Origin of the sequence: Chitinibacter sp. ZOR0017 (genome assembly GCF_000799095.1) — a bacterium.
GTDB classification, from domain to species: domain Bacteria; phylum Pseudomonadota; class Gammaproteobacteria; order Burkholderiales; family Chitinibacteraceae; genus Chitinibacter; species Chitinibacter tainanensis.
In genome coordinates, this window is sequence record NZ_JTLG01000038.1 from 1 (window position 1) to 17,864 (window position 17,864).

18 protein-coding genes are annotated in these 17,864 nt (G+C 37.2%); 16 read left to right on the plus strand and 2 right to left on the minus strand.

Annotation, left to right across the window (positions count from 1 at the left end; translation table 11 throughout):
- Nucleotides 1-204 precede the first annotated feature (204 nt).
- Entirely contained in the window at nt 205-429 is a 225-nt protein-coding gene (locus L991_RS12055; RefSeq protein WP_156129067.1) for a hypothetical protein, read from the minus strand.
- Between the two features lie 684 nt (nt 430-1,113).
- Between L991_RS12055 and L991_RS17015 the strand changes: the two genes are divergently transcribed.
- From L991_RS17015 to L991_RS17025, 15 genes are all read left to right on the plus strand, one after another.
- Complete coding sequence (locus L991_RS17015; protein WP_081986655.1) at nt 1,114-1,791, plus strand: SDR family NAD(P)-dependent oxidoreductase; 678 nt, start codon at nt 1,114-1,116, stop codon at nt 1,789-1,791.
- Nucleotides 1,784-2,605 carry a hypothetical protein gene (locus tag L991_RS12060; protein ID WP_081986656.1) on the plus strand — a complete coding sequence of 274 codons (822 nt, stop codon included), beginning with the start codon at nt 1,784-1,786 and terminating at the stop codon, nt 2,603-2,605. The genes L991_RS17015 and L991_RS12060 overlap by 8 nt, the downstream gene beginning before the upstream one ends.
- Nucleotides 2,606-2,618: 13 nt before the next feature.
- Nucleotides 2,619-2,861: an acyl carrier protein gene (locus L991_RS12065; protein WP_047395795.1), complete on the plus strand. Its 243-nt coding sequence runs from the start codon at nt 2,619-2,621 to the stop codon at nt 2,859-2,861.
- A 21-nt stretch (nt 2,862-2,882) separates the two neighbouring features.
- Entirely contained in the window at nt 2,883-3,662 is a 780-nt protein-coding gene (locus L991_RS12070; protein WP_156129068.1) for a hypothetical protein, read from the plus strand.
- Nucleotides 3,663-3,664: 2 nt separating this feature from the next.
- On the plus strand, nt 3,665-4,399 hold the full coding sequence (locus tag L991_RS12075) for a hypothetical protein (RefSeq protein ID WP_047395799.1): 735 nt from the start codon (nt 3,665-3,667) through the stop codon (nt 4,397-4,399).
- Complete coding sequence (locus L991_RS17020; RefSeq protein WP_081986657.1) at nt 4,396-5,580, plus strand: beta-ketoacyl synthase N-terminal-like domain-containing protein; 1,185 nt, start codon at nt 4,396-4,398, stop codon at nt 5,578-5,580. The genes L991_RS12075 and L991_RS17020 overlap by 4 nt, the downstream gene beginning before the upstream one ends.
- Nucleotides 5,577-7,328: a carbamoyltransferase C-terminal domain-containing protein gene (locus L991_RS12080; protein WP_047395803.1), complete on the plus strand. Its 1,752-nt coding sequence runs from the start codon at nt 5,577-5,579 to the stop codon at nt 7,326-7,328. The genes L991_RS17020 and L991_RS12080 overlap by 4 nt, the downstream gene beginning before the upstream one ends.
- The gene (locus L991_RS12085; RefSeq protein ID WP_047395805.1) at nt 7,316-7,573 is read left to right on the plus strand and encodes a hypothetical protein; all 258 of its coding nucleotides are present in this window, start codon (nt 7,316-7,318) and stop codon (nt 7,571-7,573) included. The genes L991_RS12080 and L991_RS12085 overlap by 13 nt, the downstream gene beginning before the upstream one ends.
- Nucleotides 7,570-8,436, plus strand: coding sequence for a hypothetical protein (locus tag L991_RS17330; RefSeq protein WP_156129070.1), 867 nt, complete (start codon nt 7,570-7,572; stop codon nt 8,434-8,436). The genes L991_RS12085 and L991_RS17330 overlap by 4 nt, the downstream gene beginning before the upstream one ends.
- The gene (locus tag L991_RS12095) at nt 8,429-9,817 is read left to right on the plus strand and encodes an MATE family efflux transporter (RefSeq protein ID WP_047395813.1); all 1,389 of its coding nucleotides are present in this window, start codon (nt 8,429-8,431) and stop codon (nt 9,815-9,817) included. Before L991_RS17330 ends, L991_RS12095 begins: the two co-directional genes overlap by 8 nt.
- A complete protein-coding gene (locus L991_RS17335; RefSeq protein WP_047395815.1) occupies nt 9,810-10,811 on the plus strand; it encodes a BtrH N-terminal domain-containing protein in 1,002 nt (333 codons plus the stop codon). The genes L991_RS12095 and L991_RS17335 overlap by 8 nt, the downstream gene beginning before the upstream one ends.
- A gap of 46 nt (nt 10,812-10,857) precedes the next feature.
- Nucleotides 10,858-12,003, plus strand: a complete 1,146-nt coding sequence (locus L991_RS12105; RefSeq protein ID WP_047395818.1) for an acetyl-CoA carboxylase biotin carboxylase subunit family protein — start codon at nt 10,858-10,860, stop codon at nt 12,001-12,003.
- 2 nt (nt 12,004-12,005) lie between these two features.
- A complete protein-coding gene (locus tag L991_RS12110; RefSeq protein ID WP_047395820.1) occupies nt 12,006-13,289 on the plus strand; it encodes an aspartate aminotransferase family protein in 1,284 nt (427 codons plus the stop codon).
- 114 nt (nt 13,290-13,403) lie between these two features.
- Nucleotides 13,404-14,483: a hypothetical protein gene (locus L991_RS12115; RefSeq protein ID WP_047395822.1), complete on the plus strand. Its 1,080-nt coding sequence runs from the start codon at nt 13,404-13,406 to the stop codon at nt 14,481-14,483.
- Between the two features lie 36 nt (nt 14,484-14,519).
- Nucleotides 14,520-16,160: a GMC oxidoreductase gene (locus L991_RS17025; protein ID WP_081986658.1), complete on the plus strand. Its 1,641-nt coding sequence runs from the start codon at nt 14,520-14,522 to the stop codon at nt 16,158-16,160.
- 142 nt (nt 16,161-16,302) lie between these two features.
- Here L991_RS17025 and L991_RS12120 read toward each other — a convergent pair whose 3' ends face one another.
- Complete coding sequence (locus L991_RS12120) at nt 16,303-17,049, minus strand: 4'-phosphopantetheinyl transferase (protein ID WP_052190845.1); 747 nt, start codon at nt 17,047-17,049, stop codon at nt 16,303-16,305.
- A gap of 345 nt (nt 17,050-17,394) precedes the next feature.
- On the opposite strand from L991_RS12120, the gene L991_RS12125 reads away from it, so the two are divergent.
- Nucleotides 17,395-17,793, plus strand: a complete 399-nt coding sequence (locus L991_RS12125; protein WP_047395827.1) for a hypothetical protein — start codon at nt 17,395-17,397, stop codon at nt 17,791-17,793.
- Nucleotides 17,794-17,864: the final 71 nt, after the last annotated feature.

Below are 17,864 nucleotides of genomic sequence, written 5' to 3' on the forward strand. Positions count from 1 at the left end.
CATTGAGTCACCTAATTGTGTATGAGGTGCAGCATAACACCTCTAATCAGGTGGCCAAATTCAGTGTGCCACTACAGACGAACACTTCAGTGTCGATGGAACGATGTTTGAAGCGTGGGCGTCGCACAAGATGCCCAGCTCCTTCAGCGCCTGAATGTTGGCGTCCACGTCATACCCTTTGTCCGCCCCCAGCGTGCTGCCCGGTTACAGCCTGCGCGCCGCCATGGTTTCCGCTGCTTCGCGCTCAGCTGTGCCGGTGGCTTGGGTGGTCTCGACATCCGCCACTAACCCGTTGCGGTTTTCCATCAGGATGTGGCTCAGGTGGCGCAGCTTGGCTTCAGCAAACTTAGCTTTCTTGTACAGCCGGGTCGGTCTTCGACTGATGCGTGGCATTGCTGAAGGTTTCGCCCTTGAAATCCACTTCAGCATTGCGGCCACCGCCACTGCCGGAGTCTGCCGGCGGGTCATCCTGATCCTTGCGCGCGAGGCTCTAGCCGCACACAGCCGTCAAGAAAATAGGCTGTGCTGTGGATGGCCGAACCAAGCGCAGCAAGGGCTACAAAACCAGCCTGCAGGTGCGCAAACGAATCGAGTAATGCTTCTGTTGGGCGAAATCGATAGGCTGGGTCCGTAAGACTCGCTTTATCGGCACGCCCAAGGTACAAGCCCAGGCGCTGATGACGTTTGTGGCATGGAATTTGACGCGGGAGATGACGCTGTGTGGATGGCGGGGAGGCGCGACATAGGGACTGGTAAGTCCTGAAGCCGGCCAATGGCGGCAAAAACCCGGAACCGGGTGAGACCAATCCTCGAAATCAGGGGATGTCGAGGATTGGAGGGAATGAAGATTCGGCCTGTAAGGTAATAGAAAGTTGCTAGACTGGAGAAGCCCGTTTTCAATAGTCTTTTAAATATTATCAAATAGTTAAATTCTAATTATCCGTGTAGTTCTTTTAATCGGAAAAAAAGAGTATGGTTTTTGCATATTTTGTCTTTTTGTAGTTGCTAATACCTATTGACTTCTATAAAATTCGAGTCTAGAAATTTTGATGTAATAAAATTGTATGACATCAGCAAGTTGATATTTACATTCGTAAGCAATGAGAAAATAAAGTGAGAAACATTTTAATAATTGCCGGGGGAAGTTCAATTGGTGAAGCTATTATCAGTGAAGCTAAGCATAGAAAATATCATGTTGTCTCTACAAGTAGAGAGGGCAAGAATGATTTTTTAGTCATGGATGTAAGGGATGAAAATAGTGTTTCTCAGTCGATTGAGAAATCGATTGAAATTTTAGGAGAAATTGACGCAGTAATATATACCCCTGCCATTACAGATATGAATTTATTACATGCCTCTGACATGCGAGTGTGGGCTGAAGTTTTTGATGTAAATTTATATGGAGCAGTAAGAGTGGCTAAGAAAATAATGCCACATTTTCTTAAAAAAAGAAGTGGCTCAATTTTATTTATATCATCAACGGCGGCAAATAGAGGGGTTGTTGGTTCTGGGGCTTATGCATCTTCTAAGTCTGCATTAAATACTCTTTCGAAAAATATTTCCATTGAATATGGACGATTCAATATTCGATCTAACGCAATTTTACCAGGGTATGTTGATGGTGGAATGCTAAAGAATCTAGATGAAAAGAAATCATCTGAAATAAAGAAAAAAATATCTTTGAAGAGGTTTGCAACCCCAAGTGAAATTGGGCAGCTTAGTCTTGATATTATAGAAAATCAGTATTTAACAGGTAGTTTATTTGAGATTAATGGAGGTGAGAGTGTATAGCGATAAGAAATTGAGTAACTGCTCAAGCTTGGCAGAGAGATTTGCTCAGGGGACAAATAGTTTTTCCGTTAGAGAAAAAGCGAAATTATTATATGAGATTCGAATAGGGGAGCGAAAAGACGCCTCCAGTATCGAATGGCTAAATGATCTTATGCGAAATGGAGCTCTTGAGCTTGGGCATATCGATAATGAAATGTACTGTGATTTACTTGAGGGAAAATTATCCAGTAAAGATCTAAAGACATTTTTGGACGCATATTACTGGGGCTCAGGTTATGGGTTTCAGCGAGTTGTATTGCCATTAGCTGCAAAAAGAAAAGTTAATGATGTATGGAAATCCTATATTAAAGATATTATTTACGAAGAGAATACTCCGTCGTCGCATTGCGGGATTTTTAAGGAATTTATTGAAAATATAGGCGTTGAATTAAGTGCTATGCCTAGGTCTGCTGAGCGTTTTATTGAAAGTATGAATAAAGGGTACCAAAATAACCTGGATTATGCTTTAGGGTACGCTTTAGGGATTGAAACTGAAGCAGACTTCCAAATTGCGTTGATATATATTAGTTTGGCTAGAGTTTATGAGCCAGAGGTTAACAAAACAAGCTTCTTTGAAATACATTTAGATGAGTATGGAGAAGAAATGCATGCGCAAGAAACATGCCAATGTATTGAAGCCATTTTGGTCGAGTGCGATGGTAAACGCGAATGTGTGGAGGAAGGCTTCCGCCAAGCAATTATTGATACAATGAATTACATGCACGATATAAAAAATGAAATTGTAAAGGCTAAACAGCCTGAAATGTCACTTTAAATAAGGAAAAAAAATGGACGCAGCATTTGAAAAGATTTTGAAAAAAATTGCCGAGTTGGATGAAAACTTCGAAATAAAATCAAATCAATTACTAATCGAGGATCTTGATATCGACTCACTAAGATTAATTGATTTGGTTCTACAAATTGAAGGAGAGTATGAGATAGAACTAAATGAAGATGCATTGGCTAATGCACGTACTGTAGAGGCTCTTTGGGTTGAAATAACCAGAGCAAAAGACTTGATTAACGCATAAAGCAATTGATGGGTGGCCTTCATGATAAAAAGCAGTTTTGAATTTTCTCTAGGTAATATTGGCTATTATTGTGGAGAGCCATTGCCAAGTAAGGGCGCGTACGTAAACGTGCCTTTACCATCTAATTATAGTGAAATTGTAAATTTGAAAGGTGAGCGATTTAGAGATCATTTTACTCGAGTTTGCCTGTATCTGAGTAGTTTGAATATAGAAAATGCGAAGAAGGAAAATGATCATGTTATTGTTGGGACAGAGTATGGAAATATAGATTCTATGGTTAGGTTTCAAAAGCAGGCAAAAGATAATGACAAAGAAATATCTGCGCAACAATTTCCATATGCAACAACAAGTTCCGCATCAACTTTTATTAATATAGATAAAGAAATTAAAGGGGGGAATGTAACCCTGAATGCCGGAGTGAAAACACCATTGCTGGCATTCTTATACTCGTTATTAAAAATAAAAGAGCATAAAGAATCTAACTGTCACATCTTCGTTGGTGATATATACTCTGATTTAGCTTTAGAAGACGCAGAAAAAAAGAATATAGATAAAAATAAGATAACACCAGCTGTAACATATGGAGCTATTTTACAAGGAACTACTTATAGGGCAACTTTAGCCCAAGAAGATAGAGTGAATGTAGTTAAAAAAATTGTTTTAGGCAGAGAGCATGATTTTAATCAAGCTGTCGTATTTAATGACTTTCTCTGCTCTATAAGAACTATGCCAATTTTGTCTTGCATTCAGTTTTGTTCTTTAGGTGATCAAAATTCTTTGTTTGTAACAAGGAATGCATGAGGATGAACAGCGAATACAGCTTTAATCCAGAAATGAATGTATTTGATTTCCATTTTCCAGGAAATCCTGTTGTCCCAGGAGTGGCGATAATTGACCTTTGTTTGACAAAGTATGCTTCTAACAACGAGCCTACAGTTTGGGTCCGAGTCGAGAACGTGAAATTCCGTGAATTTGTCCTCCCCAATGAAAAAATAGAAATAGAAGGCTCATCTAGTTTTAGGGTAATAGGGAAGAATAAAAAAGTAAAATGCAGTTTGGAAATTTGCAAGCACAAAGAACCTGTAAGAAGAAGTGTGGTAATTGATACTAAATTGGCTAGGTATAAAAAAGTTAAGGCGCTGAGAAATGAAAATTATTGGTTTCTACCAGGCTTTATATTGGTTTTTAGAAACGTAGCCCAGTGCAATTTAAACATTGAAGAGTTGAGGGAAAAGCATTTGTTTTTAAAAGATCCTCACATTGGTTCTTTAGTTGCTTTAGTTGAGGCTGCGGGAAATCTTGCGTTGGTTATTCAAAATTTAAATGATGCCCATAGCATTTGTGGGGGGTATGTATTTGCACAATTTGATAGTATTGTGATTCAGGGAAATCCACAGGATTGGGCTGGAAATGTTAGTGTTGTAACAGAAGTAAATAGGATGGGGAAGATAATGAAATGGAATTCTACTGTTTCAAAGGATGATTCGATTCTCTTGTCAATTTCTGGTGCTATTTCGCTAAATGGAAATTTTAAATGACCCGTGCATTTGTAACTGGAATTGGGGTTGTAAGCCCAATTGGAATTGGTGTTGAAGATTTTTGGAAGTCACTTCTTAATAAAAAGAGTGCATTTTCTCAAATTGAACCAATTTATAAAGGACAAAAGGACAAATGCTGGGCGTCCTTAATTCCAGTAGACTCTCTTTCAAGAATAAAGTCAGAGCTGAATGAATACCCAAGCTCATTACCAAGCTCATCGCTGTATGCCTTGCATGCTGCATTGCAAGCAGTTAAAGATGCAGGTCTAACTCCAGGAGATGCAGTTTTAAAAAATGCATTAGTGTGCATAGGGAATAATGAAGCTGAGGCTGATATTTTAGATGAGAGAGTCGAAGGTAATTTAAAGCGCTGGAATGAGCATATCTACTCGAGTCATTCAATAGCAAATATTGTTGCTGATGCGGTTGGATCAGAAGGGCCTGCGTTGACAATTCATAATACCTGCGCATCTGGAAATGTTGCTTTAGATATGGCATTGAATATGATTCGCAATGGTCTAATTACTACTGCAATTATAGGTGGTGCTGATGGTTTTTCAAAAAAAGTATGGTCAGGTTTTAATATTTTGAATGCACTGGGTTCTGAGCCATGTAAGCCTTTTTCAGTGAATCGGCGCTTTATTACAATAGGAGAGGGGGCTGCTTTTCTAGTAATACAAACTTCAATGTCTTCAATTGAGGCATCAAATGCTTATGCCGAACTTGTTGCTTCATCAATTAACAATGATGCTAAACATCCTACGAATCCTGATTTTGATGGTGTAAAAGCCTGCCATTCAAAATTACTAGAGCACGCACATATTTCTGCAGATGAAGTCGATGTAATATTTGCTCACGGAACAGGAACAAAAGCAAATGATTCAGTTGAAGCTGCAATTTTTAGTGAAATATATAAAAATTCTGCAGTAAGTGCAATTAAAGGAACCGTGGGTCATTTAATGGCAGCAGCAGGGTGCGTAGGTGCAATTGCAAGTTGCTTAGCTTTAGATCGGCAACGAATTCCACCTACAAATATATCCCCAGATGAGTTCGAATACGATTTCAAATTGGTTATGAATGATTCAAAAGAAGTAACGCCCATTAGATATGTTCAAAACAATTCTTTTGGCTTCGGTGGAAACAATGCAATTACATTGTTTAAAACGGTACACAATCTATGATTATTCTTGGAATTAGCGGGCTTCCAAATGCCCAAGAGATGTTACTTACAAAAAATCCTGAAATAGATTCATTGGATGAACGAATTTGTCAAGGGCTTGATAGTGCTGCATGTCTTGTCATAGATGGCGTAGTAATTGCAGCTGCTTCCGAAGAAAGGTTCACTGGTGAAAAGGGAACCGGGAAATTTCCAAGTAATGCAATTGCATTCTGCTTAGAAGTGGCTGGGATAAATAAAAAAGATGTAGATTATATAGCGCATGGATTTAATTACAATAAGTATAAAAGGTTTTTTTCTTCAAATGATGATTATTTTGAGAGTGTATTGAGCACTAAATCCATTCTCAGTGAACTAAATATGAATGGATGGCAAGATTTAGAACGGCGATTTATTTCTATCGATCATCACTTAGCACATGCAGCATCAGCATATTATCCCAGCGGATATAAAGATGCTCTCTGTATAGTTTCAGATGGTATGGCAGAAATAAGTTCATTAACTATTTACGAGTGCATTAATGGCGATTTCAAAGAGATACATAAAAACTCTATATCAAACTCATTAGGTTTAGTCTATTCAATCTGCACTCGTTTTTTAGGGTTTACATTCAATTCTGATGAATACAAGGTCATGGGAATGGCTGCCTATGGAAGACCTATCACATATCATAGTTTTTTCAAAAAGTTGATTAATTTGACTAATGGTGATATTTCAGTGACTTGGCCAAAAAATGCATTGCAACAGCCAGAAAAGGGTTACCCAGAAATAATTAAATTTATAGAAGAACAAACAGGCCTTTGCGCACGAAAAACAAAAGAAGAAATTACGCAAGAACACTATGATTTTGCCGCGGCTCTACAAAGTCGATTAACTTCTATTCTCGAAGAGCTAACGCAATATTGGATAAAAAAGACCGGGATAAGTCATCTATGCTTGTCAGGAGGAACTTTCTTAAATTGCCGTGCAAATGAATCTATTTGTAATTCGCCATTGGTGGATGCCGTATTTATTCAACCTGCATCTGGTGATGACGGCACAGCTTTAGGAGCTGCTTTTTGTGCGGCGCATGCTTCTGATGGACAAGAAAAAATAGCCAGTGGATTTGATCCATATTTAGGGCCCAGCTATCAACCATCGTGTATTCAATCAGTGTTGAATGAACTGGAGGTAGATAGCAATCTAAAATGGACATATGTTGGCATTGGAAATGATTATTTTGAAAAAGCAGCTGCAGATATAGCAGATGATAAGATTATTGCTTGGTTTCACGGTGGGATGGAGTTTGGACCTAGAGCACTGGGTAATAGATCGATACTAGCCAAGCCAAATGGCGAAAATATAAAATCCCGTATTAATTGTGCGGTTAAATTTAGAGAAGCATTTCGCCCATTTGCACCTGCAGTACTGGATGATGATTTGCCAATTCTTTTTACAACAAGAGGTTTAAGCCCAACACAATATATGCTTTGTACAGCTAAAGCTACTGAGATTGGAATTAAGGTGGCATCGGGAGTTATTCACGAAGACGGTTCAGCGAGGATACAGACTGTAAACAAAGACATCAACGAGTTGTTTTATAAATTGCTCTTAGAGGTCAGAAAAAAAACCGGCTATGGATGTACGGTAAATACATCATTTAATATTAAAGGGCAGCCACTAATCATGGACCCTAAAACTGCTATCGAAACATTTGCCAAAATAGGCTTAGATAAACTCTATATTGAAGGATATATTTTGTGGAAGATTTAAACCGTATTGTTAATAAAGTACTGGAACAACTTGCGACAAGTAAACGGATTGCGATAGATTCCGATGTAAATTTAATTGTAAGTGACTCACTTGATCAGGTTCGGTTACTTGTTGCGCTAGAAGAAGCTCTTGAAACTGATTTTGATGAAGCAATTATGAAACCATTTAACCTTGACTCGAGGGCCGATCTTATTGCTAGCATAGAGGAAATGCTGTCATCAACAAATGTGGTAATTGAAGAATGATTGAATCATTGCAAAAAAAGGGATTGCTCTCGGTTATTGAATCTGAAGGCCAATTAATGAGCTATACATTTATTGGAAAATTAAATGAAGCTTTTGAGCTACTAAATAAGATTATAGTGGAGGTAATCGCATCACAATGGCAAGTAACGCCTCATTCATGCGCAACGGTTATTGAAAAATCTATTCTTGATGAGATTGATTTTTTTAAAAAGCTTCCATCAATTCCCTTTCATGTGATTCCTCATTCCCAAGAAGGAAATGAAGAACAGACTACAGGGAAATGGGTGCTAAATCCATCAACTTGTTATCACACATTCAATTGTTTACGCAATCAACCTGAACATTGGATTTTGAAATGTTTTACTGCTCTTGGCCACTGCCACCGATTTGAACCTCGACGAAATGATCTAACTCGACTTGGTTGTTTTTCAATGCGTGAGTTTGTCTTTGTTGGTGATAGTGAGAGTGTAGCTAGTTCAGCAGATAAAGCATTTGATTTAATAATTAATTTAATCGAACGATGTGGTCTTAAGATCCAGAAGGAAATTGCTACTGATGTGTTTTATGGTGACGATTCGGCTGCTATTAGAAAGGTTCAGCGTATTCTTGAGGTTAAAATTGAAGCAGTAGTCATAGGACCACAAGAATTGCCAGTTAGTGTCGGCTCACGTAATTTGCATCGTGATTTATTTACAGCAACTTTTAATATAGGCGATCCTACCCTGCAGGAAAAAATGCACTCTGCATGTGTTGCTTTTGGCATGGAAAGATTATTGCTATGCCTACTTGCTATAGTTCCTGATAATTGCCCAATAAAATTGATTGAAATATTAGAGTCTAGTAAGAGTAATTTTAATGAATAACATTTGTCTAAAAAATGCATCATTAATGCGTGAGCTTATAACCGTATCACTTCCATTAATGGGGGGGATGGCAGGAAATTTGCTTATGATGCTTGTTGATAGAATATGTCTCGCGAGATACTCAGAACAAACTTTGGCTGCTTCAGGGCCTGCAGTATTTACTGCAATGGCTATCATTACATTATTTACTGCAACAGCTAGCATATCTAGGTCTTATATTGCTCAAGCGTTTGGTAAGAATGGAATAGAAAGTGCAATGTATGAGGCATTTATTGGGTTTATTGTTGCTGTTTTATTGTCTATTATACTGCTCGCAAGCTTTCCTTTTATTGGATTAATCCCATATCTTAGTAATAGACCCGTAGAAATTGTAGCTCTAGAATCTGATTTTTTGCGACTATCAACTCTTTTTGGTGCGTTGATGATTATCAATATTCCTCTCTCATCATTTTTTAACGGGATTGGAAATACTCGCCAAACCTTAAAAATTGGAATTGTTGGGCAGTTAATATCTGTTGTGTCAATATATGGACTTGTTTTTGGAAAATTTGGATTGCCAGAGATGGGGATGCAGGGCTCAGCTATAGGTACGTTCTTCGGAACTTTTGCTATGACAATCTGTTATTTATATTTAATGCCAAAGGGTTTTGTTAAAAATGGTATAAGTAAATTAAAAGAGAAAAATTTAAAAGCGAATTTTAATATTTTAAAGGAAAGACTTTTTGTAGGGGTTTCAATAGGCTGGGCGTCAAGTCTTGATGAAATAGGTAATACAGCATTTGTCTGGATTGCAGCGATTTTAGGTGCGGGTGCCTTAGCCGCAAATAATATATGTTTGACCTTAAATTATGTTGCAATTATACCAATAATTGGTCTTGGAATTGGTTGCAGTATTTTGTGTGGCAATGAGGTTGGTCGTAATAATTATGGACGAATTTCTAGTATTATTAAAGCAACGATGCTAATCGAAGTTATTTATATATCGGTAATTAGCACGGTTCAAATATTGATTCCTGATCTTCTTGTTTCTATGTTTGGCAGCCCAAATGAAAATGGAGAAACTATGCGGATTGCCGCAAGTACGACTCAAGTATTGTGGACCTATTCTATTGCTTTTATGTTGTCGATGACTGGAGCGTCTACATTAGAATGTTTTGGTTTGACTAGATATATTTTGATTGTAAGGGTTGTTTTTATGTGGCTAATTAGCATCCCTATTATATATTGCGTTGCGCAATCAAATGGAAGTGGTTCGGAATTGCTTCCGATAATATGGATTATCGGTTCAGTATTTGAATTTATTATTGGTGTAATATATTTGTTAAAAATAGCTAATGCCACAAAAAAACAAACAAATAACTTGGTTTTAAGCTATGCCTAGTGTCTCAGTGATTAATCAATATACTAAACAATTAAAAACGAATGCACTGAATTGCTTTACAGGTGCTTTGGTAGAGTTAGCTGCACGTAAAGCAATTACTTTGGATGAAGCTGTCATTTTTGAACAAGGTCATGGTTTTTTGTTTAAGTCTTGCTTAGATGAGCATGGTTATCCAGAATTTTCTTTTCCAGTTCTAAATGTAGGTTTGTCAGGATGCCAGGCAGTGGGATTGAGTATTGATAGATTTTCTATATCAGGAGAGGGTTGGTTAGAAACTTTAGAATTAGCGATAGCTAATTATCAGGGGGCAATCGTTTGGGTTAATACTTCGCATCTTGAGTATCATGAGCATTATTCAAAAATGCCTGCTTATCTTCATGCAATTTTGATTACAAAAATATCGAAAGATCAGCAAGTAGTTGAAGTGTATGACCCATTGATTGTTACTACAGAAAGAGTGTCATGCATTTCTCAAGTAAGTATCTCGCAATTAGATATGGCTTTACATGATATTGTAAAAACAGAAGTCCACGATCATATGGGTATTGCATATGTAATTAACTGCCCTTCGGGAAAGTTACTTGGATACGAGTCTTTTGGATGTTCTTTATTAAATCAATCGATAAAATTTTTTGATAATGAAGAGCACTATAACGCGGTTCTTCGTTATAAAGAAGCATGTAGCCGTTTTTTCGTGAAAGAGGATCAAGAGTCAACTATTGCCGCAAGGAGATTGTTTCAGCATATAAACGTGCTTTACGTCATGCCTAGTCTATTAATCTTAAATAAGACTTTGAGGCAATTAGATATTTTTCATTCTATGCAGAAACCATATGAAGAGCTACTTCATCATTGGCGAGCTCTTGGCTTATTAGCACTAAAATATGAGGCTACATTATCTAATTCCGTCCAAAGTAGAATATATGATAGGTTCACATTGATTTCAGAAAGTGAAAGGGTATTCTGGAAAAATATTCGTGATGTACTTGCCTGATAAATATGAAGCTAAATATAGCTAGATGTTTTTGTAAGGAAATAAAATGAATTACTTAGTTCTTGGAAGACCTCAAGATTGTGTTGATCATCACGAATGGTGCCTAAAAAATGGGCACAATGTTGAATACATCGAGCCCGACCAAATCCGGTTTGATAAACTAAGTATTTATAATGATATTGTATCATTTAATGATGGCTATCAAGTTGAAGTTGAGCGACTGAGACAAATTGCAGGGCTACCAGGCCGAGGTGAAGATGCTATTAAAATATTTACTGATAAATCTTTGTTTAAGAATGACAAGAATATTTCAAAATATTGCATCAAGTTTGCTGAGTTTTCACCTGATATATCTGCTCAAGCTGCCATTGATGAAGTCCTAAAAACCTTGAAATTTCCCGTTGTTATAAAGCCGTCAAACGGATTTTACAGTGCAGGTGTTGTTCGCGCAGATGATCTTGCTACGTTTAAAAGAGCTTATACACAAGCTCGGCGTATGTGTACAACATTAGCAGATAGGTCTACTCCAGCAAAAATTATTGTCGAGACCTACCTAGATGGTAAAGAGTTTGCAATTGATGGATTTGTTATAAATAACGTTGTTATACCTCTTATTATCCATAAAAAATTCCCACATTTGTCTGGGCCAACATTTCATGAAGTAGCTTATATTACAGAAAGCTTTGACCGGACTAAAGGGGCCAATTCTTTTTCTATTCTGAAAGATATTATTGAGTGCACAGGACTGAATAATACCCCATTTCATGCTGAGTTTAGATTTGATTCTAATGGGAAGTTGTATATCCTTGAAATTGCACCTCGTTTAGCTGGTGGCGGTGCTACCACGCAGAATTTACTTGGAATCTGCACGGGTTTAGATGCATATGAATTATTACATTCTTTAGGAACTAGTGACCCTATTTTGGAAGCTAAGTTTTCATTTTTTGGAATGGAATATGATTTTGCAGTTGCTAAAAGTGGTGCTTTAGTGAATGTAGATTTTATTGCAAACGAATGCAAAAAACTTGGTGCAGTAAATGTAGTTCAACGTAGGAAGAATGGCGATTTTGTCATTGGACCTCCATCAAATGTTGATGCTATTTTAACAGCATTTTTCAAGGCAAATTCAATGCAAGATAGCCTAGATTTATTTAACCATATAAGCAATAAATTGAAAGTAGATACGGAGTAATTATGACTGAACAAATTATGCGTGGGAGAAAAGTGATCCCTGGGGGCGTTAGTTCGCCATTAAGAGCATGCCGAAATGTAGACATTGAGCCAATTGTCACCATTTCTGGAAATGGAGAGTTAATTTTTGATTGTAATGAGAATAAATATATAGATTTTATGTATGGATTTGGCCCGCTTATTCTTGGTCATTCTCATGCTGTCATAGTAGAGGCAATTCAGAAGCAAGCAAAAATAGGCATGCTATACGGAACAATGTGTCTAAATGAAATTGAACTTGCAGAAGAAATTGTTAAAACTGCAGAATTTATTGAACAAGTGCGGTTTGTTTGTAGTGGTACTGAAGCTGTTATGTCTGCTATACGCCTAGCTCGCGCATATACAAAACGAACTAAGATCCTTCGTTTCAAGGGAGGGTACCATGGCCACTTTGATTTGGTTCAAAATAAATCTAGCAGCAAATACATTGAAAGTGGCTTAGATCCGGCAGCTATGGAGTCAAATATTATTGTTAGTTACAATAATATTGAAGAAGTTAAAAATGTATTCAAGAAATTCCATCGGGAAATTGCTGCAGTGGTTATTGAGCCTATTGCTTGCAATATGTCACTCATTGAGCCACATAGTGAGTTTTTAAAAGAATTGCGCTTGATATGCAATCAAGAAGAATCGTTGTTAATTTTTGATGAAGTTATTTCAGGGTTTAGGTTTAATTATGGGCCAGTTAGTAATTTACTAGGCGTCGAGCCTGATATTGTAACTTTTGGGAAAATCATCGGTGGTGGAACTCCCGTTGGAGCTTTTGGTGGTCGAAAAGTGCTAATGGATTTACTTGACCAAGAGCAAATCCTTCAAGGAGGTACTTTTGCAGGAAATCCGCTAACTATGGCTGCAGGACTCGCGACTCTAAAGGTTCTTTCTGATCCTGCTACATATTCCGAATTGGAAAGAAAGGGTAAATTATTACAAGATTGTATTGGAAAATATAAAAAAGAATACGATCTGAATTTTATCTTTGCTAGAAAAGGAAGTGTTTTTGCATTTATCTTTCTTCCAGAAGGGCATGCAATAGACGATCACGAAGATATTTCAAAACAATCTAGTTTAATTTATGCTCGGTTTTATCAAGAAATGCGATATCGTGGATACCATCTTACTCCTGATGTTGAAGAGACAATGTATGTTTCATTAGCAAGTTTAGATACCTCTTTGGAGCGCTTTGCTAAAGACGCATGTGAGGTGATTCGCGATTTTCGAACGTTTGCAAGAAATGAGCCCATACTTTAATTGTTGTCTGGGGCGTAAACTCGACTAAGTTTGATTGCCTTATTTAATCAGTATAATGCAATCAGTTATTGATATTAAATTATGAGAGTTTTGTATAAACATATTGGCGGCCAAATGAAAATATCCTTGCCTATTTGTACCCCTTCTATTTTGAGCTTTCCAAGATGGTCATATCTGTTGGGAATCACAGAGTGCTATAAGGAAACTGAAGATTGGTTTTTCTCTAATTTTGCACAAATTGCTTGTAATAATGATTATTATGAACGAGGAATTGAGCTGTTCATTGATTATTGGCGGGGGGGGCAAGAAGAGCTTTTGTGCAACAATCCATTTCTGTATTATAGGATTGTTGGGTACGATATTTTTGATTGCATCCCTCTATCAGTGCTAGAGGAAATGTTGGTTTCACAAATTAAGAAAGGATTTTACCCTATTATATTTCTTGATGAAGCGAAGCTTCCATTTAGCCCATATTATTCGAAAAATGGTGATTCGAAATTTCCTCATCACTGTCTAATTTATGGGTATGATGAAAATTCGAATGAATTTTTGACTGCCGGGTTTGGCCTTGAAGATGGAGATATTTATCAGAAATTTTCATTTTACAAGGTTGACTCATCTTTAATACAAGCTGCAATTTCTAGCATGTCTGAAATGATTAAGTCAGGTCAGATCCACGATCAAAATTCATTGTTTGTTAAAGCTAGAATATATGATTTTGCTGATTATCCTTATGGATATCCATTTAACCTAGATCTACTCAAGAGTGATTTGTTGGATTATATTAATGGGCTTAATTCAAGAGAGTCTAATAATTTTTATACTAAGCGAGTTTCATTTGGAGTCGCAGTCTATGATGTTTTAATTGAGTATTTTTTGTTGCTTGACAAAGATATTAAATCTATTCCAGAGCGGCAGAGAGCTGATATTCGACACATTCATGTGCTTGAAGAGCATAAAAGAATACTTGTCAAAAAAATGATGTATATCGCGGAGAAGTATAGTGTAAACTTTGATGATGAGATTGCCCAGTGCAAAAATGTTTCATCTGCTCTCATGAAGATTAAAATCATATTGCTTAATACAAATAAACCAGCAAATTTTGCTAGGATTGCAGCTAACCTTGCGAAAATTAAAGTATTTGACAAGGAGGTTGCTACTTCTTTTCTAAATAAAATCTCTTTGATTGATTGAGTTATATATTTTTTATTTGGAATTTAGTAGATTTTTATGCGTAATGATTTTGATGTTGTTATTGTTGGTTCAGGTATTACTGGTGGATGGGCAGCTAAAGAATTTTGTGAGAAAGGTTTTAAAGTTTTAGTCATTGAGCAAGGTAAAGATTTATCTGATGAAGGGCAGGTCTGTCATGCCCCCCCACTTTCTGAACACATAAGAAAAGAAGAGTACTTTATTCAAGAAAAAAGCTATATGTTTAATGAAAAAAGTGCTCATATTTTTAATAATGACAAAGAAAATGGCTACTTTTTTGATGAAAATAAACCTTTTGATTGGATTCGAACAGATGTCTTAGGAGGACGCTCTAATTTATGGGGGGGCGGATGCTATCGCTGGTCAGATCTCGATTTTACTGCAAACAAACTTGATTCTAACGGAATAGACTGGCCTATTCGGTATAAAGATTTAGAGCCATGGTATAGCTATGTAGAAAAATTTGTTGGCGTTAGTGGTAATGCAGAAGGACTGGCACACGCTCCTGATTCAGTTTTTTTGCCAGCAATGCAGCTATCTAAGATCGAAAAACATATATTAAAATCTATCAAATCGTCATTTGCCGATAGAACTCTAACTATTGGCCGTGTCGGGGTATTAACTAAAGATCATATGGGCCGAAAAAAATATTCAGGCTCTAATATGCTTGTTCATGATACGGACGCGCTTTTTAAGAGTACAAATTCGACGCTTGTAGCTGCCAAATCAACAGGCAATCTAACTGTCCTAACAAATTCGCGAGCTCTAAAGTTTGAATACGATGATAATAGTGAAAGAATTTCATCTGTTGAAATAATTAATACTAAAACATATTCCAAGCAAAAAATTTTTGCCCGTATTTTCTTTTTGTGTGCATCCACAATATCAAGTACCGCTATTCTGTTGAATTCACGGTGCTCATCATTTCCTAATGGTTTGGCAAATAGAAGTGGCGTTCTTGGCCATTATTTAATGGATCATTTTGGTATTATTTCAGCTGTTGGTATGAATAGTAGTTTCTCGCATCGTGGCAGTAACAACCATAATAAAAATAGGCCTACAATTTCACATATTCCCCGATTTAAAAACGTTTCTAAACAAAGTTCTGATTTTTTGCGTGGCTATGGATTTATATTGTGGGAAGGAGGTGTAGAGTATAGTCATGCTCAAGCGGGTTGCCTGCCTAGTGACCAGGTATTTAGCTCTGCCTGCCAAGTCTCAATAATGGGTTTTGGAGAATGTTTGCCTCGCTATGATAATTATATTGCTCTAAATTTTGACAAAACTGATCGATTTGGTTTTCCAGAAATAATGGTTAATTTTCAATTTGGCGTGAATGAGGAGCTAATTGCTCAAGACATGGCAAAAGAAGCCAAATCGATTTTAGAGATTTCTGGATTTGAGTCAATTACTACTAGTGCAAAACTGCCTAATGGGGGAGCTGCGGTACATGAAATGGGAACTGCAAGAATGGGGGACGATCCAGCCTCTTCGGTATTAAATAAATATAATCAATCGCATGATATAAGAAATTTGTTCATCACTGATGGTGCTTGTATGACATCTTCCTCAAATATACATCCTACACTTACTTATATGGCATTAACCGCGCGCGCTTGTGATTATGCTGTTTGTTTGATGAATAGCAGACATCTTTAAAGACATGGTTGTTCTTGTACTTTATTTGACGAGCTCGGTTTTGATAAGGCTGGGCTATTTTGTTATTTTATTATTATGTCTTTTTTCAATGCGGTAGTGCTATCAAGAATAATTTATCTGTTAATTGCTTCCTGGGGGTAAGCTAATTTTTTTGTTTGGGGTTGAGAATGCAAGTATAAACGTGGTCTGTATCTAGTTTAAAAAATCCATTAAAACAGCTGCCCTTTTGCAGTGTTGGGCTCAGTGTGGTTAAAAGTTTTAATGAGATGAGTCCTTTTTGAAAATTTATTAATTCAATTTTTGCAGCTTTAAAGCTAAAATAATGCCCTGCTTCAGGATATAAGGCTTTAAATAAACTCTCTTTTGCTGAAAAAATTAATGTAATTATTGTTTTGTCTAGGGGTGTTTTTTTAAAAAAGATAAAGTCGTCCGTAGTTAGTATCTTTTTCTCTATTTCCTTTGTGGTTGCATCCTCCATGTAACTTTCTATGTCAATGCCAATTCCCTGATATTCACTTTTTCTAGCGACGATCGAAATGGCCGCTCCATTTGAATGGCTTATTGAGCCAATATATTTTTCTGGCCATGCAGGCAAATGATTTTTCTTTATGCTGATAAGGCAGACATTTTCACCGAAATCTGATAGTGCTTTTTTTGCTAGAAGTCGCCCGGCTAAAAACTCAATTTTTCTTTTTGTGCTAGAGCTTCGTAGCTGGTTATAAGTAAGGCTGTCGACATAATTTCTAAGACTTATGTCGTTGTAATTATCAGTCTTGTAATTGCAGTAGTAAAAAACTAAATTAGGTAGAGTTACGCTAATTTTTCTCGTGCTATGAACTATGTCATTTAATTCATATTCTTTTTTCATCTTGGCTGTTTGGGTATTCATTTTGTGGATGATTAATTGAAATGGAAGGTTATGAAGTTTTGTGTGAAACTTTGCTATTGAAACGATTTGAAGTCTAGTATAGGTGTTTATTTTTTCTAGTGCTTTTAATTCATATTTGCACTCTGTTATTTATGTTCAGTCTTTTTTATATTGTGGTGGCCGTTTAATTTAGTCTGTGGTCAGATATTATAAATTCTCCTTTAGTTGATTTTAATTTTTGAATCGCCTCAGGTTTCCTAGATGTTTAGTTTCGGATAATCATATCCCAATGCGTAGTTGGCCCTTGTTCATGGCGAGGGATATCATGCATGATTTGATTAACCAACTTACTGCATCCCAAGCCGCATGAGCAAAATCCATCCCCAAGCTCGCACCACGCCCAGAGTTCGCACCGAGATTCAAGCCTCTCCGCTGTCTGTCGATGCCTTGACCAAGCAATACATCCTCACCAAGGCCACCGCTCGCAAATGGAAATCGCGCACGGATACTCAGGCTCGTTCGTATTGCCCACATACGCTGCACACCATGTTGACGCTCGAGCAGGAAATCATCGTGGTCGAACTACGACGGCTCTTGTTACTACCGCTGGATGACATGCTGGTCATCACCTGGGAATTCATCAATTCCGCCGCTTCCCGCGCTAGCTTGTATCGCTGCTTTTCGCGCTATGGCGTGAACCAGCTCAAAGACCTGATGCCCGTCTATGAGTCCGAAGTCAAAACCAGTAAAACTTTCAAACTGTAGTGGTCAACTAATTTTGGCCACATTGTTATAGCCAAGCCAATAACTGCGCTCAGCCTCGTTGGGCGGCAAAC